The organism is Actinomadura pelletieri DSM 43383, assembly GCF_003634705.1.
Classification (GTDB): Bacteria; Actinomycetota; Actinomycetes; order Streptosporangiales; family Streptosporangiaceae; genus Spirillospora; species Spirillospora pelletieri.
Genome location: NZ_RBWU01000004.1, coordinates 480,429 through 499,268 on the forward strand (window position 1 = coordinate 480,429; position 18,840 = coordinate 499,268).

Below are 18,840 nucleotides of genomic sequence, written 5' to 3' on the forward strand. Positions count from 1 at the left end.
CCCGATGACGACCGTGCGCGACACCGTGCCGGGCCGTCCGCCCGACCCCGACCTGTCGGACCCGTGCGCCGAACGCGGCGTCGTCGCCGAACGGCTCCGCCGCGCCCACGACACCGGCTCCGGACCACCGCCCGACCTGGACGTCTTCCTGTCCGGCCAGGTCTTCATGGACATGATCTTCACCGGGCTGCCGGGCCTGCCGCCGCCCGGCACCGAACTGTTCACCGAGGGACTCGGCTCCGCGCCCGGCGGCATCGCCAACATCGCCGTCGCGATGAGCCGGCTCGGGCTGCGCGTCGGACTCGCCGCCGCGTTCGGCGACGACCTCTTCGGCGCCTACCTGTGGCGCACCCTCGCCGAACAGGAGGGCGTCGACCTCGCCCGGTCCCGCCGCGTGCCGTCCTGGCCGACCCCGGTGACGGTGTCGCTCGCCTACGACTCCGACCGCAGCATGATCACCTACGCCAGGCCCGTCCCCGACATCGGCACCGGCGACCGCTACGAGGAGGCGCTCGGCCACGCGCCGCCGACCGCGCGGGCCTGCTTCGTCGACATCGAACGGCCCGTCCCCGACTGGGCGCGGGAGATGCGCGCCGCGGGCACCACCGTGTTCGCCGACCTCGGCTGGGACACCACCGAGACGTGGTCCAGCGAGGTCCTCGACCGGCTCCGGGACGTCGACGTGTTCCTGCCCAACGCCGTCGAGGCGATGGCCTACACCCGCACCGCCACGCCCGAGGACGCCGCCCGCGCCCTGTCCGCGCGGGTCCCGGTCGTCGTCGTCAAACGCGGCGGCGCGGGCGCCGTCGCCATCGACGCCCGCACCGGCGAGGTCGCCGAGACCGGCGCGCTGCCCGTCGAGGCGCTCGACGCGACCGGCGCCGGAGACGTGTTCGGCGCCGGATTCCTGTTCGGCACCCTCGCCGGCATGCCGCTCGCGGAACGGCTGAGATTCGCCAACCTGTGCGCGGGCCTGTCGGTACGGCACCGCAGCGGCTCCCTCGGCGCCCCCTGCTGGGGCGAGATCGCCGCGTTCGGCGAATCCGGCGAGATACCCGAGGACGAACTGAAGGAGTACGCCTTCGTCGTCGACCACATCCCCGCCTCGGCCCCCGAGGACGCCGTCCGCGCCGAACCCACCCTCCGCGACACCCCCCGACACTCGACCTGACGGGAGCCTGCGGAGTCGGGCGCCGGACCGTACGGCCTACCGGCCGCCGCGTCCCGGATTCTCCAACTGGAAGAAGTTGCTCTGCGAGCCGTCCTTCCTGTGCTCCTGGTACAGGAAGTTGAGTTCACGGTCGTCGAACGTGCGGAACCAGTCGTCCCAGGAGATGTGCTCCAGGTTCTCGCCGCCGTAGCCGGGGAAGTCGAACAGCAGCCTGCCGGGCCTGCCCTCGTACTCGCTGCCCGGCACGGTCGACGGCTCGGCGCCGCGGTCCTCGGCCCAGCGGCGGATGACCTCGTGGTCGGTCGTGACCATGCTGCGGCCCGGCCGCTCCTCGTGCTCCTCAGGCGAGGACACCTCCTGCTGATACCGGTGCTCGCCCCGAATCGGGTGATGTGATTCGCCCATCGTTGCCCCCTGTTATGGACGTTTCAGATACTTCGCACCCATACCCGCCGATCCGGCGGATAACGAGCCGCGGACGCCCCGACCTGCGGTGGGTAGGCTCCGCGGCAGGGCCGAGGAGAGGACGAGGATGGCCGACGAGGGACCCTTCAGCGACGACGTCGTGCGGCAGATCATGCGGCACATGAACGACGACCACGCCGCCGACTGCCTGACGATCTGCCGGGCGCTCGCCGACCGGCCCGGTGCCACCGCGGCCCGGATGACCGGTATGGACGCCGACGGCATCGATTTCGCCGTCCTGGACGGCGGCGTGGAGCACCCCGTCCGGATCCCGTTCGGCGAGCGGCTCACCGAACGACCGCAGGTGCGGCGCGAGGTCGTCCGGATGACCGAGCAGGCCCGCGCCGCGCTGAGCGGCTGACCCTGGACGTTTCCGACGCCCTGTCGGTAAAGTAGCCGACGTCACGTCGGAAACTTCACCGCCGCACCTTCCCAATGAATTTAGGTAAGGCTAGCCTAAATCCAAGGGACGAGGGAGGGCCGGGATGACCAGCACGGACGAGCCGTTCTCCGCGCGGCTGCGCGCCGCCACCTGGGGCGACCACGGGGACACCGGCGCCTCCGCCTACATGAGCGCCCTCGTCGAGGGCCGTCTCGCCCGCGACGAGTACGCGCGGTTCGTGGCGCAGCTGCACCCGGTGTACGAGCTGCTGGAGGAGGCCGCCGACCGGATGGCGTCCGACCCGGTCGCCGGCCCGTTCGACCTTCCCGGCCTGCGCCGCCGCGACGCGCTGGAGGCCGACCTGGCCTTCTTCTACGGCCCCCGCTGGCGCGCCCGGATCGAGCCCGGCGAGGCAACGCAGCGGTACTGCGACCGGCTCCGCGACGTGTGCTTCGACTGGCCCGCCGGTTTCGTCGCCCACCACTACACCCGCTACCTGGGCGACCTGTCCGGCGGCCAGTACATCGGCCTGCAGGTCCGCAAGACCCTCGACCTGGAGCCCGGCGCGGACGGCGTCCGCTTCTACCGGTTCCCCGGCAAGCCCAAGGCCTACAAGGACCGCTACCGCGCCCTCCTGGACGCCGCGCCCTGGGACGCCGACGAGCGCGAACGCGTCGTCGACGAGGTCAGGGCCGCCTACCGCCTCAACGCCGCCGTCACCGCGGACCTCGACCGCGGCCTGCGCTCCAGCGCCGCCTGACCGCGCGCCGCGCCCCCGTTACTGATCTACAATGTAAAGGTGGCGGGCGAGGAACGTTCCGGCGTCCGGGCGAACTCGCGCAGCCGCGCCGGGTCCACCACGGTGATCTTCCGGCGGCCGGTGCGGACGAGCCCCTCGGCCCGCAACGTGCCGAGCGCGCGGGCGACGGTCTCCCGCGAGGCGTCCATCCAGCTGCCGAGCTCCTCCTGCGACAGCGGCGGGCCGATCGCGACACCGCCGTCGGCGTCCGGTGGTTCGTGCCGCGCCGACAGTTCCGCGAGCCGCGTCAGCAGGATCGCCAGCCGCCGCGCCCCGTGCGCGGACACATGCGCCTGCAACCTGCGGTCGGCGTCGTCGAGCCGCCGCACGAACGTCCCGCTGACCAGGCGCCACACGCCGGGATGGGCGTCCAGGAAGCCGGTGAAGCGGGACGCGGGCACCACGAACGCGCGCAGCGGGGTCAGCGCCACCACGGTCGCCGACCGCTCCCGGCGCCCCAGCACCGCGCTCTCGCACACCAGGTCGCCGGGCCCGCGCACGGCGAGCACCACGTCCCGGCCGTCCTCGCTGGTGGACGTCACCTTCGTCCACCCCGACTCGATGACGACGATGTGGTCGGAGTCGTCGCCCTGGTAGCACAGCGGCGTCCGCGGGGCATAGCGCTTCGGCCGCGCCACCGCCCGCAACGCGGCGCGTTCCGCCGTGCCCAGAGCGTCCCAGAAGCCGGGAGGCTCCGGTGTCGGCGGTCGGTGGGACGGCGCGGGCTGCGTCACGGCTGCGGTCTCCGGTTCCTGGGGGTCAGGTGAACCGGCACCCACGGCGAATGGGGGGAGTGGGGCGGTGAGGCCCAGCGCCGCGGGTACCGGTCGCTCTCGCGGCCGCCGCGGCGACGAGCGTGGTCGTCCGTCCCCCCGGCGGCGCACTGCCTTCAACCCAATGAGAACCCCTCACTGAGCAGGATGCTGCACGCGGAAGAACCCTCTGTCTGCGTCATCTGACACTCTCACCGAAAATTGCATCGGTGCGGGGCGGTCAGCGGGCCAGCGCGTTCAGCAGCCGGTTGACGGGGCTCGACAGGTTCCACCGGTCCGCGAGCGCGACGAGCGCCTCCGGATCGCGCGCCCCCTCCGGAAGCCGGTCGTCGAGCGCCGCCAGCTCCGGCGCGTCGATGTCGGTGACGACCCGCACCACCGTCTCGGCCGCCGCCAGGTACTCGCGGGCGTTCTCCATCCGACGTCGCGCGCCCGCCGGGAAACCCTCGTCGGTCCCGGCGTCGAGGGCCGCGAGGATCCCCTCGACCGACCCGAACCTGGTGACGAGCGCGGCGGCGGTCTTGTCACCGACCCCGGGAACGCCCGGCAGACCGTCGCTGGGGTCACCGCGCAGCGTCGCGTAGTCGCCGTAGCCGCGGCCGGGGATGCCGTACTTGGCCGCGACCTCCTTCTCACCCATCACCTGCAGGTTCCGGATGCCCCGCGCCGTGTACAGGACGCTGACCGGGCCGCGGTCGTCGACCAGCTGGAACAGGTCGCGGTCGCCGGTGACGATGTCGACGGGGCCCTCCGCCGCGCCCCGCGTCGCGAGCGTGCCGATGACGTCGTCGGCCTCGTACCCGGGGACGCCCGCCCGCGCCAGCCCGAACGCGTCCAGCACCGCGTCGATGATCGGGAGCTGTGTCTCCAGCGCGTCGGGGGTCTGGTCGCCGCCGTCGTCGGCGACCCGGTGCGCCTTGTAGGACGGCAACGCCGCCACCCGGAACGCGGGCCGCCAGTCGGCGTCCATACAGCACACCAGACGGTCGGGACGGCGGTCCTGGACCAACCGCGCGATCATGTCGATGAGGCCGCGGACCGCGTTGACCGGCGTCCCGTCCGGCGCGGTCACCGACTCGGGCACCCCGAAGAAGGCGCGGAAGTACAACGACGGCGTGTCCAGCAACATCAGCCCGCTCATGCGCCACATCGTGCCATGCGGGCCGGGGCGGCGCCGGGTGGACGCTCCTGCGATCCTGGTACCGCAGAAACGACCGGAGAATGGAGACGGGTGTGACAACGGAGTTGTATCCGCGTGAGCGTCTCGGCCAGGTGCGGGACGCGGCGGCGAAGGCGGGCCTCGACGCGGTGCTGCTGACCCCCGGCCCCGACCTGCGATACGTCACCGGGTACGACGCCAAGCAACTGGAACGGCTCACCTGCCTGGTGGTGCCGGCCGGCGGCGAGGCGTTCCTGGTCGTCCCGCGCCTGGAGGTGCCCGCGGCGCAGGCGTCGCCGGCGGGCGCGCTCGGCGTGGAGCTGGTCCCGTGGGACGAGACCGACGACCCGTACGCGGTGGTCGCGGCCCGGCTGCCGAGAGGCCTGACGACCGTGGGCGTGGCCGACCGGATGTGGGCGGTGATGGCGCTGCGGTTCCGCGCCGCGCTCCCCGGCGCCGAGCAGGTCGCGGCCGGGTCGGTGCTCCGCGAACTGCGGATGCGCAAGAGCCCGGCGGAGGTCGCGGCGCTGCGCGAGGCGGGCGAGGCGATCGACCGGGTGCACCGCCGCGTCCCGGACATCCTCAAGGCCGGCCGGACCGAACGGGAGGTGGGCCGCGACATCGCCGACGCGATCACCGCCGAGGGGCACGCGCAGGTCGACTTCGTCATCGTCGGGTCCGGCCCGAACGGCGCGAACCCGCACGCCGAACTCTCCGACCGCGTCATCCGCCCCGGCGAACCCGTCGTGGTCGACATCGGCGGGACGATGCCGAGCGGCTACTGCTCGGACTCCACCCGCAACTACTGCGTCGGTGAACCCCCGGCGGACTACCAGGCGTACTACGAGGTGCTGGTGGTGGCGCAGCGGGCGTCGCGCGAGGCCGTCCGGCCCGGCGCGACGCCCGCGACGGTGGACGCGGCCGCCCGCGACGTCATCACCGACGCCGGCTACGGCGAGCACTTCTTCCACCGCACCGGCCACGGCATCGGCCTGGAGTCCCACGAGGACCCCTACATCGTCGCGGGCAACCTCGAGCCCCTCGAACCGGGCATGGCCTTCTCCATCGAGCCGGGCATCTACCCCGGCCCGCACGGCGCCCGCATCGAGGACATCGTCGTCTGCACCGAAGAAGGCCACACCTCCATGAACCTCACCGACCACACCCTCAAAATCATCGACTGAAGCCGCCACAACCCCGATCCCTGGACGAGTCACAACCTCGGTCCCTGGACCGAACCCCGGCCGGGGTCACGGTTCGCGCGGCCTCCGGCGCCCCAGCGCCGGAGGCCGCGCGAACCGCCGAGCCGGTCGACCGCAGCGCCACGACGCCACCCGCACGGTCACAGAGGACCCGCACCGTGGCGTGAGGATCGACCGGCTCGCAACGGGGGGTCCCAGGGGGGTCGTCCCCCCTGGGCTACAGAGCGAGTCCGCTGGTCGGGTCGAAGAAGTGGAGGCGGCGGGTGTCGACGGCGAGGTCGACCTGCTGGCCGGGGCGGACGTGGGAGCGGGAGTTGACGCGGGCGGTGCACAGCGCCTTGTCGCCGGTGAGGGGGACGGCCATGTCGCCCTCACCGTCGTCGGCGTCCTCGGCGAGGGCGACGGTGTCCTTGTGCTCGACGGGCGGCGCGTCGATGGTGAACAGGACGTTGATCTCGCTGCCGAGTTCCTCGGTGACGGTGCTGTGGACGGTCATCGGCGCCCATTCGGGGGAGGCGAAGTGGGCCTCCTCGAAGTCGGACGGGCGGATGCCGAGGATGACCTGGCGGCCGAGGTGGTTCTGCAGGCCGGGCTTGCCGTCCAGGACCGACGCCGGGACCGGGAGGGTGTATCCGGCGAAGGAGACCTTCGCGCCGCCGTCGCCGGTGGTGAGGTCGGCGGTGACGAAGTTCATCGCGGGGGAGCCGATGAAGCCCGCCACGAACAGGTTGACGGGGTTGTCGAACAGGCGCTGGGGCGTGTCGACCTGCTGGAGTTTCCCGTCGCGCAGGACGCAGACCCGCGAGCCGAGCGTCATCGCCTCGACCTGGTCGTGGGTGACGTAGACGGTGGTGACGCCGAGCCGTTCGTGCAGCTGGCTGAGGGAGGCGCGCATGGACACGCGGAGTTTGGCGTCGAGGTTGGACAGCGGCTCGTCCATGAGGAACGCCTGCGGTTGGCGGACGATCGCGCGGCCCATGGCGACGCGCTGCCGCTGACCGCCGGAGAGCGCGGCGGGCTTGCGGTTGAGGAACTGTTCGAGGCCGAGCATCTTGGCGGCCTCGCGGACCTTCTGTTTGATCTCGGCCTTGGGGGTGCCGCGGAGCTTCAGGCCGAACGCGAGGTTCTGTTCCACGGTCATGTGGGGGTAGAGGGCGTAGTTCTGGAAGACCATCGCGATGTCGCGGTCCTTGGGGGCGAGGTCGTTGACGACCCGGTCCCCGATGGAGATCTTCCCACCGGTGATCTCTTCCAGCCCGGCGATCATCCGCAGCGCGGTGGACTTGCCGCAGCCGGACGGGCCGACGAGGACCATGAACTCGCCGTCGCGGATCTCCAGGTCGAGCCCGTCCACGGCCTTGACGCCGCCGGAGTACACCTTGTCGACCCCGTCCAACACGATCTTCGCCATCCGAACCCCTTATGGAAACGTTTCCAACACCCCCTGGCGAGCAGGGGTTTTACTCGATATCTGGAGTAAACATCATGGAAACGTTTCCATGGCAGTCAAGATCATGAGAAGATCACCGAGATGGGCGAAGGGGGCGGTCCGGACATGACGGACAGGAGACCCGCGACGATCAAGGACGTGGCGGCGTCGGCGGGCGTCGGCATCGCCACGGTCTCCCGGGTGTTCTCCGGGACGGGCTCGGTCAGCGCCGCCACCCGCGACCGGGTGCTGGCCGCCGCCCGGGCCCTGGACTACCGGCCGAGCGCCCTCGGCCGCGGCCTCAAACTGCGCAGCAGCGGCGGCATCGGAGTGATCGTCCCCGATGTCACCGACCCGTTCTGCGGCGAGCTGGTCGCCGGCGTGCTGGCCTGCGCCCGCACCCTCGGCGAGCACGTCATCGTGGACGCGGCCGGCGGCGACCCGGCCCGCGAGGCGCAGATCGTCGAGCGGCTCGCCGGGCAGCGGGTCGACGGGATCATCGCGATGCCCGCCGGGGACGAGGCCGACTGGCGCGGCGCCGCCCGGGTGTGCTCCGGCGTCGTGTTCGCCGGCCGTGTCCTGCCGGAGGTGCCGGGCGTGCCGTCCGTCCTCGCCGACGACGCCGGCGGCGTCCGGTCCCTGACCGAGTACCTCACCGGGCTCGGGCACCGCCGCATCGGGTTCCTCGGCGCCGCGCCCGGCAGCCCGTCGCGGGTGCGCGAGCGCGCGTTCCGCGACACCCTCGCCCAGCTCGGCGTGCCCGTGGAGGAGGACCTGGTCGTCGCCGCCCGTCCCGGCCGCGACGCCGCCTACGCCGCCGCGGCCGGGCTGTTGCAGCGCCGCGCCGACGTCACCGCCGTCCTGGCCGCCGGACACCTGCTCGGCGAGGCCGCCGTGCTCGTCGCCCGCGGCCTGGACCTGCGGGTGCCCGCCGACGTGTCGATCGCGATGGTCGACGACGTGGCGTGGGCCGAACTGTGCGACCCGCCGCTCACCGCCGTCGCCCGTCCCGGCCACGACATCGGCTACCGCGCCTGCGAGCTGGTACTGCGGGAACCGGCGCGGCGGGGCAGGGGAGGGCCCGTGCTGCTGCCGACCGAACTGGTCGTGCGCGGCAGCTGCGGTCCGCCCCGCGCCCAGCGCCGCTGAGGCGTGCCGGTCAGAGCCGATCCGTGATCGGAGACGGGCACCGGCACCGGCCGGGGCACGCTACATTTCGGACGTGGAGGAGATCGATCGTCAGATCCTGGCGCTGCTGGCCGACGACGGGCGGATGAGCTTCACCGACCTCGCCAAGGAGACCGGCCTGTCGGTGTCGGCCGTGCACCAGCGCGTGCGCCGGTTGCAGAAACGCGGCGTGATCACCGGGTTCGCCGCCAAGCTCGACAGCACCCGGATCGGGCTGCCGCTGACCGCGTTCATCTCGATCAAGCCGATCGACCCGGCCGCGCCGGACGACGCGCCCGACCGGCTGGCCCATCTCCCGGCGATCGAGGCGTGCCATTCGGTGGCGGGGGACGAGAGCTACATCCTCAAGGTGCGCGTCGCGTCCCCCAACGAACTGGAGGAACTGCTGCAGCAGATCCGCGCCGCCGCGAACGTCGCGACGCGCACGACCGTCGTCCTCAGCACGCCCTGGGAGTCGCGCCGCCCCCCACTGTGAACCGTGCTCCCGCCGGTCGGTCACCGGTTCCGGTGGAACGCGGCGCGGAGGGTGTCGTGCGCGGCGGGCGGGGCGCCGGTGTGGTCGAGGGCGAGCAGCGCGGCGCCGAGGAGCGGCGGGTCCTCGGGGACGAGAAGCCGGGCGTGCGGGGCGAGTTCGGCGTAGCGGGCGGCGATCCCGTCCATGAGCAGGGGACGCCGGGCCGCGAGGATGCCGCCGCCGAGGACGACGTCGGCGGGCTCGGCCAGCAGCCCGAGTCGGCGCAGCGCCACCGTCCCGAGCGACGCGACCTCCTCGGCGAGCCGCGCCACCACCTCCCGCGCCACCGTGTCCCCGGCCTCGGCCACCTCGAACAGGACGGGCGCGAGTCCGGTGAGCCGGCCCTCGTCGACCTCGCCGAGATGGATGCCGAGCCCCACGTCGATGGCGCGGTCGACCCCGAAGTGGGCGGCGACGGCGCCGGTCAGCGCCGTGCCGGGACCGCGGCCGTCCTCCCCGCGGATGCCGTGCCACAGCGCCTCCCGGCCGAGCGAGGACCCGCCGCCCCAGTCGCCGGTGTGGGGCCCGAGGGACGGGAACCGGGCGGTGCGCCCGTCGGGGGCGACGCCCGCGCAGTTGATGCCCGCGCCGCACACGACGGCGACGCCCCAGCCCGCGGTCACCGCGCTGCGCAGCAGCGCGAACGTGTCGTTGCCGACGGTGACGCTCGCGGCGACGCCCCGGCCGAGCAGCAACTTCTCCAGGTGTTCCTCCTCGCCGGGCAGGTCCACGTTGGCGGTGTAGGCGGCCAGGTGCGCCACCTGACCGGGCGGCGCGCCCGCGCGGCGCAGCGCCGCGTCGATGACCGACGACAGCGCGTCGAGCGCGGCGTCCATGCCGCTGGTCTGCGGGCGGAAGCCGTCGCCGCGGGCCGTGGCGAGCAGCTCGCCGCCGGACCCGATCACGGCGGCGTCGGTCTTGCTGTTGCCGCCGTCGACGGCGACCAGGACACGCCCCGGCGTGCTCGCGGCACCGGCCATCACGCCGCCCACGGCAGGTGGGCCCGGTTGGCCGCCACCAGGTCGCGGGCCAGCCGGTCGGCGACGTCGATCTGCCCGACCAGCGGGTGCGCCAGCAGCGCCGCGGCGACACGGTCGACACCGCCGCGCAGCGCCGCGTCCAGCGCCAGCTCCTCGTAGGCGGACACGTGCGCGACCAGCCCGGCGAACAGCGGCTCCATCGGCGGGACGGGCGACGGCACCGGCCCCGAGGAGGAGATCCGCGCCGGCACCTCGACGACCGCGCGGTCGTCCAGGAACGGCAGCGTGCCGTGGTTGCGGACGTTCACGACCTGCGTGTCGCCGCGTCCGGTCAACAGGGACGCGGCGAGCTGCACGGCGGCCTCGGAGTAGAACGCGCCGCCGCGCTCCTCCAACCGGGCGGGCTTGGTGTCCAGGGCCGGGTCGGCGTACAGGTCGAGCAGGTCCCGCTCGAGCGCCGCGACCTGTTCGGCCCGGGACGGCGCGCCGCGCTGCTCCTCGACCACGCGGTCGTGTTCGTAGAAGTACCGCAGGTAGTACGACGGGACGGCGCCGAGCGTCCGCAGGAACGAGACCGGCAGCCCGGAGATCTTCGCCAGGTCGTCCGGATGGTCGGCCAGGAGCCGCGGCAGGACCTCCTTGCCGTCCAGCAGCACCGACCGCACCCAGGTCAGATGGTTGAGCCCGGCGTGCCCGAGGCTCACCAGGTCGGGCGGGACGTCCAGCAACGCGGCCACACGGCGCTGGAACCCGATCGCGACGTTGCACAGCCCGACCGCGCGGTGGCCCGCGTCCAGCAGGGCGCGGGTGACGATCCCGACCGGGTTGGTGAAGTCCACGATCCACGCGCCCGGGGCGAGGGCGGCGACGCGGGCGGCGACGTCCAGCACGACCGGGACGGTCCGCAGCGCCTTGGCGAGGCCGCCCGCGCCGGTCGTCTCCTGCCCGACGCAGCCGCACTCCAGGGGGAGCGTCTCGTCCACGTGCCGGGCGGCCTGCCCGCCGACGCGCAGCTGCAACAGCACGATCGTCGCGTCCGCGACGGCCGCGTCGAGGTCGCCGGTCGTGGTGACCCTGCCCGGATGCCCGGCGCGCGCCAGCATCCGCGCGGCGACACCGCCGACGAGGTCGAGGCGCCCGGCGTCCGGGTCGTGCAGCACCAGCTCGGACACCGGCAGCGCGGTGTGCGACCGCGCGAGCCCGTCGACCAGTTCCGGGGTGTAGGTGGACCCACCCCCGATGACAGCCAGTTTCAACCCTTCACTCCCGTCAACGTCACACCCTGGATGAACACCCGTTGGGCGAGGAAGAACACGATCAGCACCGGCAGGATCGTCAGCAGCGTCGCCGCCATGGTCAGGTTCCACTCGACCTCGTGCGCGGCGCGGAACGTCGCGACGCCGATCGCGAGGGTCCAGTGGTCGGGGTCGGCGTAGACGAGCGGCCGGAAGTAGTCGTTCCAGCAGTAGAAGAACTGGAACAGCGCGACGGCGGCCAGCGCGGGCTTGGCCATCGGCAGGATGACGCGCAGCATCGTGCGGAACTCCCCGCAGCCGTCCACCCGGGCCGCGTCGGCGTACTCCCGGGGGATCGTCACCAGGAACTGGCGGAGCAGGAAGATGGAGAACGCGTCCCCGAACAACTGCGGGATGATCAGCGGCCACAGCGTGCCGGTCAGGTCGAACCTGGCCCACACGATGTACAGCGGCACCATCGTGACCTGCGGCGGCAGCATCATCGCCGAGATCACCACGACGAGCGCGGCGTTGCGGCCCCGGAAACGGAACCGTGCCAAAGCGTAGGCGACCGGGACGCTCGACACCAGCATGAACACCGTGGACAGGGTCGCGTACATGGTGCTGTTGATCGTCCAGCGGACCATGTCACCGCTGAACACCTCGACGAAGTTCGCGAAGTGCCAGCCGTCCGGCCACAGGTCGTCGCTGAGCGCCTGCCGGTCGCTCATCAGCGCGGTCAGCGTGATGAACAACAGCGGCGCGAGGAACATCAACGCGATCGCGAGGGCGGTGGCGTGCACGGCGACCCACATCAGCGCCCGCCGCGTCCGGGTTCCGGGGCTCATGCGGCCTCCTCACCGGCGAAGGCCTTGAACTGGCGAAGCAGGAAAAGGGTGAACACCATCGCCGTGCCGAACATCACCAGTGCCAGGACGCACGCGTAACCCATGTTGAACTGCCGGAACCCCTGGTCGTAGAGCCACTGCGGGAACGTGAGCGTGGAGTCGCCGGGATAGCCGGGCGTGTACTGGGTGCCGGGCAGGTCGGCGCGTCCGGAGGCGACCTTCCCCGCCACCATCGCCTGCGTGAAGTACTGCAACGTCTCGATGACGCCGGTGACCGCGCAGAACGCCAGCACGGGCGAGACGGTCGGCAGCGTGATGTGCCGGAACCGGGCCCAGGAGCCCGCGCCGTCGATGGACGCGGCCTCGTACAGCGACCGGGGCACGTTCAGCAGCGCCGCCAACAGGATGATCATGACGTCGCCGACCGCCCACAGGCCGAGGAGGGTGAGACCGGGTTTGGCCCAGGCCGCCTCGTTGAAGAAGTCGGGCAGCGTGACGCCGAGACGGTCGGTGAGCGTCTGGAACGGGCCGGTGCCGGGATTCATCAGGAACACGAACGCGACCGTGGCCGACACCGGCGGGATCAGGTACGGCAGGTAGAAGATCGACCGCAGCACGCCCCCACCCGTCTTGATCTTGGTGAGGAGCTGCGCGACGCCGAGACCGAACAGCACCCGCAGCGGCACCAGCACCGCCACCAGCCACAGCGTGTTCCGCATCGCCGTCCACGCCTGGCCGTCGTTCAGCAGGTAGGTGTAGTTGTCCCAGCCGACGTACTCCAGCGTGAACAGGTTGTAGCGGGTGAAGGAGAAGTAGACGGTCGCGGCCAGCGGATACGCGAAGAAGATCGCGAACCCGACCAGCCACGGGGACAGGAACGCCAGGACGCGGAGCCGCCGGCGGCGGCGCGCCCGCGCCGCCGCCGTGCCGGCCCGTGTCCCGCCGATGAAGGACGGGCGCAGGGAGCCGATTGCCACCGGTCAGCCCCCGGCGAGCTTCAACGCGTCGTTGACCTCGCGGTCGAGCCTGGTGAGCGCCGCGCCGAGATCGTCGACCTTGCCGGGCTCCCACTCGTCCTGGACGAACTTCTGGAACCGCACGATGTAGTCGTTGCCGTTCGGCGTCGGCGGTGTGGTCGTGCTTGCGGGGTGCTTGAAGACGCTCAGGAACGTCTGGAACTGCGCCGGCAGCTTCAGGTCCGGCGACGCCAGCGCCGGGACGGTCGACGGGACGTTCCCGAGCCCGTTGGAGAGCGTGACCAGCGCACTGGTCTCGGTCGTGAGGTAGCGGACGAACTCCCAGGCCGCCTGGGCGTGCTTGGCGCCGCGCGGAATGCCGATCACCGTGCCGGCGATGAACCCGCTGCCGTAGGTGGCCTGCTTGTCGTCGGCGACCGGGTACGGCGCGGTGCCGTAGTTCAGGTTGGGCGCCTCCTTCTCGATGAACTTGGTGCGCCACTCACCGTCGACGGCCATCGCCACCTGCCCCTTCTGGAAGGGGTTGGCGGCCTCGAACTCCTGTCCCAGCGAACGCAGGAACTTCTTGACGTTGTCGTAGCCGTACCAGTCGATGAGCTCCTTGTTCCACTTCAGGTACGCCTGGAAGGCGGGGTCGGAGGCGAAGTTGGCCTTGCCGTCGGGGGTCAGCCACGTCACCCCGAACGGCGGGGCGAGGTGCTGGACCTGGTGCTCGTAGTACTGCGCGGACGGCAGGAACCCCGCGACCTTGATGGTGCCGTCCGGGTCGCGGACGGTGAGCTTCTTGGCCAGCGCGGTCAACTCGCTCACCGTCTTGGGCGGCTGCTCGCCCTTCATCAGGTCCTTGTTGTAGTAGAGCCCGTACGCGTCGGCCAGCAGCGGCATCGCGCACCGGACGCCCCGGTACTCGGTGTACTTGCGCACCGCCTGCGGGAAGATGTTCAGGTCCACCTTCGACTTGGCGATGTAGGGCGCGAGGTTCTGCCAGGCGCCGCTCTTGCACCACTGCCCGACGCTGTCGGTGGTGAAGGACGACACCACGTCGGGCGGGTTGCCGCCGCGGATGGCGTTGGTGATGCGCTCGTCGGTCTGGCCCGCCACGAGCTTGACGGTGATGTTCGGATGGACCTTGTTGAAGCCGGCGACGGCGTCCTGGAACGCCTTCACCTCGTGGTCGGCGCTCCAGCCGTGCCAGACCTCGATCGTCTGCTTCTCGTCGGACTTGGGGCCTTCGCTCGACGAGTCGTCGCCCGCGGTGCAGGCCGCGGTGAGGCCGAGCGCGGCGGCGGTCAGGGCCACCGCGACCCGGCGCGTGATGGTGGTGGGGGGCACTCGGGGTTCTCCTTCGGGAGGTGACGTCCGTCTCGGTCGTCAGGGAACGGTGCTGGAGAAGATCTCCTCGCGTGTCTCCAGAAGCGCCTGCTGGAGCGCGCCGGCCAGGACGGGGTTGCCCTGGACGGTGCTGAGCCGCACCCGGGGGCGCGGGATCGTCAGGCTGTGCAGGTGCTGCTCCACGCGGGCGCGCAGCGGTTCGCCGCCCGCGAGCAGGACGTCGCCGGTGAGCACGACGAGAGCGGGGTCGAGGACGGCCACGACGGTGGCGAGGGTGACGCCGAGCCGGGTGGCCAGTTCGGTGAGGGCCCGTTCCGCGCGGGCCCCCACGTCGGAGACGGTCCGTGCGCCGGACGCCCTGCCGGACCCGGTACCGGACGCCCTGCCGGACCCGGTCCCGGACGCGGTTCCGGACGACGGGACGGCGCCGATGTCGGCGGCGGCGCGGCGCAGGGCGGTGGCGGCGTCGCGGCCACGGAACCCGTGCTCGCGCATCAGCCTCAGCACGGCCGCGCCGCCGGTGAGGCTGTGCACGCCGCCGGTGTGGGTGCGGCGCACGTCCCGCATGAGGGGGGCGCCGACGGTGGGCATGTAGCCGATCTCGCCCGCGCCGCCGGTCGCGCCGCGGTGCAGCGTGCCGTTCAGCACGACGGCCATCCCGACGCCGTCGGCGACCCACAGCAGCACGAAGTCCCCGGCGCCGGCGGCCTGCCCGCGGGCGCGTTCGGCCAGCGCGGCGAGGTTGACGTCGTTCTCGATCGCCACCCGCACGCCGAGGCCGTCGCTGAGCGTGGCGACCAGGTCGGGGATGTGCCAGCCGGGGATGTGGGAGGCGTAGCCGAGCCGTCCCGTCGCGGGGTCGACCGCGCCCTGGATGCCGATGACGGCGCGGCAGAGCCCGGCCCGGCCCCGCCCGGCCGCGGCTCCGTTCGGCCCGGCCGCGGCGACGGCGCCGTCCAACGCGGCGGCCATGCGGGCCACCACGTCCACGCGGGAGCGTTCGGGGGTGGGGAGCGTGTACTCGCCGACGACCGTGCCGGCCAGGTCGGCGACGCTGACGCGGATCCGCGCCGGGGTGACGTCGGCGCCCGCGACATGCGCGGCGGCCCCGTTGATCCGGTACAGCTCGGCGGTGCGGCCGGGCATCCCCTCCCTGATGCCGTCCCGGACGACGAGCCCGGCCGCCTCCAGCCGCGCCAATAACTGCGAGGCGGTCGGCTTGGAGATGCCGGTGAGGTCGGAGATCTGCGGGCGGGTCAGCGGCCCCCGGTCCAGCAGCGCCTCCAGCGCCGCGCGATCGTTGATCGCGCGCAGCAGGCTGGGCGTCCCGGGGACGGGCACGGACACGTCGGCGGCTCCGTTAAGAAGGTTTCCTAATCTGGAGGGAAAAGTAAGGACTCTTAACGGTTACGTCAACACCCGGGCTCAGGGGGCGGCGACGACGAAGGTGCAGTTTCCGAATCCGACCTCGTCGCCGGGCCGCACGCGCGCCGGGCCCGTCAACCGCCACCCGTTCACGCGCGTGCCGTTCATCGACCCCAGGTCAGAGATCATCCAGCCTTCGTCGGCGTGGTAGATCTCGGCGTGGAACCGCGAGACGGTGAGGTCGGTCAGGACGAACTGGCAGCCGGGTGCGCGGCCGACGACGACGCGTTTCAGATCGGCCGGGGGCAGCGTGAACCGCGGCAGCCGCGGCGCCCGCCAGGCCGCCTCGAACCGCGCTGTGACCTGCGACACCGAGGAGACGATCCCGGTCAGCCGGTTCAGCACGCGGTTGCCGGTCGGCAGGTCGTGCACGATGTCGGCCAGCTCCGCGCGGCTGCGGGCGCGCAACACCTGGTCGACACGGCGCTCGAACGTCTCGTCCGACATCCGGCCCTCGGCGACCCGTTCGCCGAGGACGCGCAGCACCCGATCCCGTTCCACGTCGGACGCTCTCACCGGGAACGAGGGCTGACCGTCCATAGTCGTGAGTATCCAGTCCCCATCGTCGGCTGTCCAGAAATGGCCGTTCCCTCGCTTGGACGCCGCGTCCGCCGCGAATGTTCGCGACGGGGGAGCCGCGGCCGGTTCAGCCGGTGAAGGACACCACGTCGGCGAGGACGCCGCCGTCCGGGGTCAGCCGCTCCGTGGACGGGCTGTCGTAGACGACCAGCAGACGGGTGCCCGGGCCCTCGTCCAGCACAGCGATGCCCTCGGCGTGGTCGTCGCCGTCGCCGTAGGGGAGGTCGCCCAGCACCTCCAGCTCGTCGGCGGTGACGATCTCGGCGGCGTCGGCCTTGGCGGCGCCCCGCCACCGCACGACCTGCACGGGGCCGTCCAGGTCCATGCTGGGGCCGGTGAGGACGAGCAGGTCGTCGCCGTGCGGGCACAGGTCGCGGATGCCGAGCCCGCGCAGGTCGAGGAAGTGGGTGCGGTACAGCTCCTTGCCGTCGCCGACGGGCAGGGCCCGCAGTTTGCGTGGATCGTCCGGGTGGGTGCCGGGACGGATCTCCACCAGCACCGCCCAGCCGCGCAGCACCGGCCCGCGCAGCCCGATGTAGAGGCGGTCGTCGTGCGCGGCGACGCCCTCGATGTCGATGCCGTTGTCCTTGCTCGGAATGGACAGGAACGGCGCGAGGTGCGGGTCGTCGGCGAGCAGGTCGGTGAGGGAGTCCTCGTCCAGGCCGAGGACGGCGGCGGTGCGGTCCCCGTCCTCGGCGACGACGTGGGGGAGCCCGTCGTCACCGGTGACCAGCGGGAGCCGGACGAGGATGTAGCGGTTGTCCTCGCGGACGACGGTGGCCAGCCGCTTGCGGGACTTGGCGTCGCTCTGCCCCGGCTTGATCTTCTTGCGTTTGAGGCTGTGCGAGCCGACCGCCCACAGCCAGCCGTTGGCGCGTGCCAACCCCTCGATGTCGGCCTCCTCGTCGCGCCCGGCGGGCAGCGGGACGAGATCGGCGAGCGAGACCGTGGTCTGGGCGTCGTAGCCGGTGACATGCCCGTCGCCGTCCACGGCGGCGGTCAGCCGTTCGATGGTGGCCGTCTCGTCGCCCGCCACCCACAGGCAGCGGCCGTCCTGGCGCACGGCGGACAGGTTGGTGTGCGTCTCGGCCTCACGGCTCTCCACCCCGAAGTGCAGCGTGACCTGGCGTTCCACGATCATTGGGGCATATTCCCATATGGGACGGTCACACGTCCCACCGGACGTGCAGGTATCGCGGCCTGCGGAACACCAGGCCGTGCGGGCGCGCCGGACGGGACGGGTCGAGCCGCAGCCCCGGCAGCCGGTCCAGCAGCGCGGTGACGGAGACCCGGGCCTCCAGCCTGGCGAGGTGGGCGCCGAAGCAGAAGTGCGGGCCGCGCGCGAACGCCAGATGGTCGGCGGCGTTGCGGCGCCGCACGTCGAAGCGGTCGGGGTCCGGGAACACGGTCGGGTCGCGGTTGGCGGCGGCGAGGGACACGCGGACGAGGTCGCCGGCGCGCACGGCCGTCCCGCCGATCTCGGTGTCGCGGGTGGCGTACCGGTCGACGACGGACGCCGGCGGTTCCAGCCGCAGCGACTCCTCGATGGCGGCGGGCAGCAGGTCACGGTCGGCCAGCACGAGGCGGAGCTGGTCGGGATGCCCCAGCAGATGCAGCACCACGTTCGCGATCATGCCTTCGGTGGTGTCGATACCGCCGAACATCAGGATCGCGGCGTTCGCGACGACCTCGTCCGCGGTCAGCCCGGCCTCGTCCCGGGCGGCGTGGGCGAGCAGCGATCCGGGCCGGGACGCGCCGATCGCGTCCTGGACGGCCGCGCGGAGCAGCCGGTACGCCGCGTCGGCGCCGGCCGGCGCGGTTTCGCCCGCCGTGATCGCGGAGACGGCCTCGACGAACGCCCCGTACCAGGATCGGACGGTCGCGGCGTCCACGTCCTCCAGCCCCAAGGCCTCGGTGACGACGGCGACGGCCAGCGGTCCGGCGAGGTCGCCGCGCAGTTCGGCGCGGCCCGCCGGGGCGAGCCCGTCGACGAGCCGCGCGGCCTCGGCCTCGACGAACGCGGTGAACCGTTCCCGGGTCGGGGCCGGTCGGAACGGGCGCGCGAACGGGTCGCGGTGGCGGGTGTGGGCGGGCCCGTCCAGCGACAGCATGCTCGGCCCGACGACCTGGGCGGTGGAGAAGCGCGGGTCGTCCACGGTGAACGCGTCCGCGTCCCGCATCACCTCCATCGCCAGGGGGCGGGAGGTGACCAGCCAGCCGCCGAGCGCGGGGAGCCAGGAGACCGGCTCGCTCGACCGCAGCCGCGCCAGGTGCGGGTGCGGGTCGTCCTCCAGGACGGTCGCCGTGACGGCCGCGCCGAGCGGGAACCGGTGGGTCGGGTCGCGGGTCATCTCTCCGACCCTAACCGCCGCTTGTGATCTA

At 72.6% G+C, this 18,840-nt stretch carries 19 protein-coding genes; 6 read left to right on the top strand and 13 right to left on the bottom strand.

Annotated elements, in window-relative coordinates:
• The first annotated feature begins 4 nt into the window (after positions 1–4).
• A complete protein-coding gene (locus BZB76_RS20140) occupies positions 5–1,171 on the top strand; it encodes a carbohydrate kinase family protein (RefSeq protein WP_121435919.1) in 1,167 nt (388 codons plus the stop codon).
• Positions 1,172–1,207: 36 nt separating this feature from the next.
• Here BZB76_RS20140 and BZB76_RS20145 read toward each other — a convergent pair whose 3' ends face one another.
• Positions 1,208–1,576 carry a hypothetical protein gene (locus BZB76_RS20145; protein ID WP_121435920.1) on the bottom strand — a complete coding sequence of 123 codons (369 nt, stop codon included), beginning with the start codon at positions 1,574–1,576 and terminating at the stop codon, positions 1,208–1,210.
• Positions 1,577–1,703: 127 nt separating this feature from the next.
• Between BZB76_RS20145 and BZB76_RS20150 the strand changes: the two genes are divergently transcribed.
• Both BZB76_RS20150 and BZB76_RS20155 read left to right on the top strand, forming a co-directional pair.
• Positions 1,704–1,997 (top strand): DUF2470 domain-containing protein, encoded by a 294-nt coding sequence (locus BZB76_RS20150; protein ID WP_121435921.1) that lies wholly within the window; start codon positions 1,704–1,706, stop codon positions 1,995–1,997.
• 124 nt (positions 1,998–2,121) lie between these two features.
• Positions 2,122–2,778: a biliverdin-producing heme oxygenase gene (locus tag BZB76_RS20155; protein ID WP_121435922.1), complete on the top strand. Its 657-nt coding sequence runs from the start codon at positions 2,122–2,124 to the stop codon at positions 2,776–2,778.
• A gap of 26 nt (positions 2,779–2,804) precedes the next feature.
• Here the strand turns inward: BZB76_RS20155 and BZB76_RS20160 are convergent, their stop codons facing one another.
• Both BZB76_RS20160 and BZB76_RS20165 read right to left on the bottom strand, forming a co-directional pair.
• Entirely contained in the window at positions 2,805–3,551 is a 747-nt protein-coding gene (locus BZB76_RS20160; protein ID WP_121435923.1) for a Crp/Fnr family transcriptional regulator, read from the bottom strand.
• Between the two features lie 259 nt (positions 3,552–3,810).
• Positions 3,811–4,731 (bottom strand): 5'-3' exonuclease, encoded by a 921-nt coding sequence (locus BZB76_RS20165; protein ID WP_121435924.1) that lies wholly within the window; start codon positions 4,729–4,731, stop codon positions 3,811–3,813.
• Positions 4,732–4,823: 92 nt separating this feature from the next.
• Here BZB76_RS20165 and BZB76_RS20170 point away from each other — a divergent pair, with 92 nt between their 5' ends.
• The gene (locus tag BZB76_RS20170; RefSeq protein WP_246007065.1) at positions 4,824–5,933 is read left to right on the top strand and encodes a M24 family metallopeptidase; all 1,110 of its coding nucleotides are present in this window, start codon (positions 4,824–4,826) and stop codon (positions 5,931–5,933) included.
• Between the two features lie 235 nt (positions 5,934–6,168).
• Here the strand turns inward: BZB76_RS20170 and BZB76_RS20175 are convergent, their stop codons facing one another.
• Positions 6,169–7,362: an ABC transporter ATP-binding protein gene (locus BZB76_RS20175; protein WP_121435926.1), complete on the bottom strand. Its 1,194-nt coding sequence runs from the start codon at positions 7,360–7,362 to the stop codon at positions 6,169–6,171.
• 144 nt (positions 7,363–7,506) lie between these two features.
• Between BZB76_RS20175 and BZB76_RS20180 the strand changes: the two genes are divergently transcribed.
• Both BZB76_RS20180 and BZB76_RS20185 read left to right on the top strand, forming a co-directional pair.
• A complete protein-coding gene (locus tag BZB76_RS20180; RefSeq protein WP_121436243.1) occupies positions 7,507–8,529 on the top strand; it encodes a LacI family DNA-binding transcriptional regulator in 1,023 nt (340 codons plus the stop codon).
• Positions 8,530–8,602: 73 nt separating this feature from the next.
• Positions 8,603–9,043, top strand: a complete 441-nt coding sequence (locus BZB76_RS20185; protein WP_121435927.1) for an Lrp/AsnC family transcriptional regulator — start codon at positions 8,603–8,605, stop codon at positions 9,041–9,043.
• A 20-nt stretch (positions 9,044–9,063) separates the two neighbouring features.
• Here BZB76_RS20185 and BZB76_RS20190 read toward each other — a convergent pair whose 3' ends face one another.
• The 9 genes from BZB76_RS20190 to BZB76_RS20230 form a co-directional block, all read right to left on the bottom strand.
• Positions 9,064–10,062: an N-acetylglucosamine kinase gene (locus tag BZB76_RS20190; protein ID WP_121436244.1), complete on the bottom strand. Its 999-nt coding sequence runs from the start codon at positions 10,060–10,062 to the stop codon at positions 9,064–9,066.
• Positions 10,062–11,318, bottom strand: coding sequence for a 6-phospho-beta-glucosidase (locus BZB76_RS20195; protein ID WP_121435928.1), 1,257 nt, complete (start codon positions 11,316–11,318; stop codon positions 10,062–10,064). Before BZB76_RS20195 ends, BZB76_RS20190 begins: the two co-directional genes overlap by 1 nt.
• Entirely contained in the window at positions 11,315–12,145 is an 831-nt protein-coding gene (locus BZB76_RS20200; RefSeq protein ID WP_121435929.1) for a carbohydrate ABC transporter permease, read from the bottom strand. The genes BZB76_RS20195 and BZB76_RS20200 overlap by 4 nt, the downstream gene beginning before the upstream one ends.
• On the bottom strand, positions 12,142–13,122 hold the full coding sequence (locus BZB76_RS20205) for a carbohydrate ABC transporter permease (protein WP_246007066.1): 981 nt from the start codon (positions 13,120–13,122) through the stop codon (positions 12,142–12,144). The genes BZB76_RS20200 and BZB76_RS20205 overlap by 4 nt, the downstream gene beginning before the upstream one ends.
• A 3-nt stretch (positions 13,123–13,125) precedes the next feature.
• The gene (locus tag BZB76_RS20210; protein WP_211343085.1) at positions 13,126–14,454 is read right to left on the bottom strand and encodes an ABC transporter substrate-binding protein; all 1,329 of its coding nucleotides are present in this window, start codon (positions 14,452–14,454) and stop codon (positions 13,126–13,128) included.
• Between the two features lie 39 nt (positions 14,455–14,493).
• Entirely contained in the window at positions 14,494–15,801 is a 1,308-nt protein-coding gene (locus BZB76_RS20215) for an ROK family transcriptional regulator (protein WP_121435930.1), read from the bottom strand.
• Between the two features lie 78 nt (positions 15,802–15,879).
• On the bottom strand, positions 15,880–16,419 hold the full coding sequence (locus BZB76_RS20220; protein WP_121435931.1) for a DUF1707 and FHA domain-containing protein: 540 nt from the start codon (positions 16,417–16,419) through the stop codon (positions 15,880–15,882).
• A gap of 106 nt (positions 16,420–16,525) precedes the next feature.
• On the bottom strand, positions 16,526–17,599 hold the full coding sequence (locus BZB76_RS20225; RefSeq protein ID WP_121435932.1) for a DUF3616 domain-containing protein: 1,074 nt from the start codon (positions 17,597–17,599) through the stop codon (positions 16,526–16,528).
• A 25-nt stretch (positions 17,600–17,624) separates the two neighbouring features.
• Positions 17,625–18,809 carry a cytochrome P450 gene (locus BZB76_RS20230; protein ID WP_121435933.1) on the bottom strand — a complete coding sequence of 395 codons (1,185 nt, stop codon included), beginning with the start codon at positions 18,807–18,809 and terminating at the stop codon, positions 17,625–17,627.
• Positions 18,810–18,840 lie beyond the last annotated feature (31 nt).

Coding starts and splice junctions, on each gene's coding strand:
- BZB76_RS20145 (WP_121435920.1), bottom strand. CDS start 1,576: ATGGGCGAATCACATCACCCGATTCGGGGCGAGCACCGGTATCAGCAG.
- BZB76_RS20190 (WP_121436244.1), bottom strand. CDS start 10,062: ATGGCCGGTGCCGCGAGCACGCCGGGGCGTGTCCTGGTCGCCGTCGAC.
- BZB76_RS20150 (WP_121435921.1), top strand. CDS start 1,704: ATGGCCGACGAGGGACCCTTCAGCGACGACGTCGTGCGGCAGATCATG.
- BZB76_RS20225 (WP_121435932.1), bottom strand. CDS start 17,599: ATGATCGTGGAACGCCAGGTCACGCTGCACTTCGGGGTGGAGAGCCGT.
- BZB76_RS20140 (WP_121435919.1), top strand. CDS start 5: ATGACGACCGTGCGCGACACCGTGCCGGGCCGTCCGCCCGACCCCGAC.
- BZB76_RS20220 (WP_121435931.1), bottom strand. CDS start 16,419: ATGGACGGTCAGCCCTCGTTCCCGGTGAGAGCGTCCGACGTGGAACGG.
- BZB76_RS20175 (WP_121435926.1), bottom strand. CDS start 7,362: ATGGCGAAGATCGTGTTGGACGGGGTCGACAAGGTGTACTCCGGCGGC.
- BZB76_RS20165 (WP_121435924.1), bottom strand. CDS start 4,731: ATGAGCGGGCTGATGTTGCTGGACACGCCGTCGTTGTACTTCCGCGCC.
- BZB76_RS20200 (WP_121435929.1), bottom strand. CDS start 12,145: ATGAGCCCCGGAACCCGGACGCGGCGGGCGCTGATGTGGGTCGCCGTG.
- BZB76_RS20155 (WP_121435922.1), top strand. CDS start 2,122: ATGACCAGCACGGACGAGCCGTTCTCCGCGCGGCTGCGCGCCGCCACC.
- BZB76_RS20230 (WP_121435933.1), bottom strand. CDS start 18,809: ATGACCCGCGACCCGACCCACCGGTTCCCGCTCGGCGCGGCCGTCACG.
- BZB76_RS20180 (WP_121436243.1), top strand. CDS start 7,507: ATGACGGACAGGAGACCCGCGACGATCAAGGACGTGGCGGCGTCGGCG.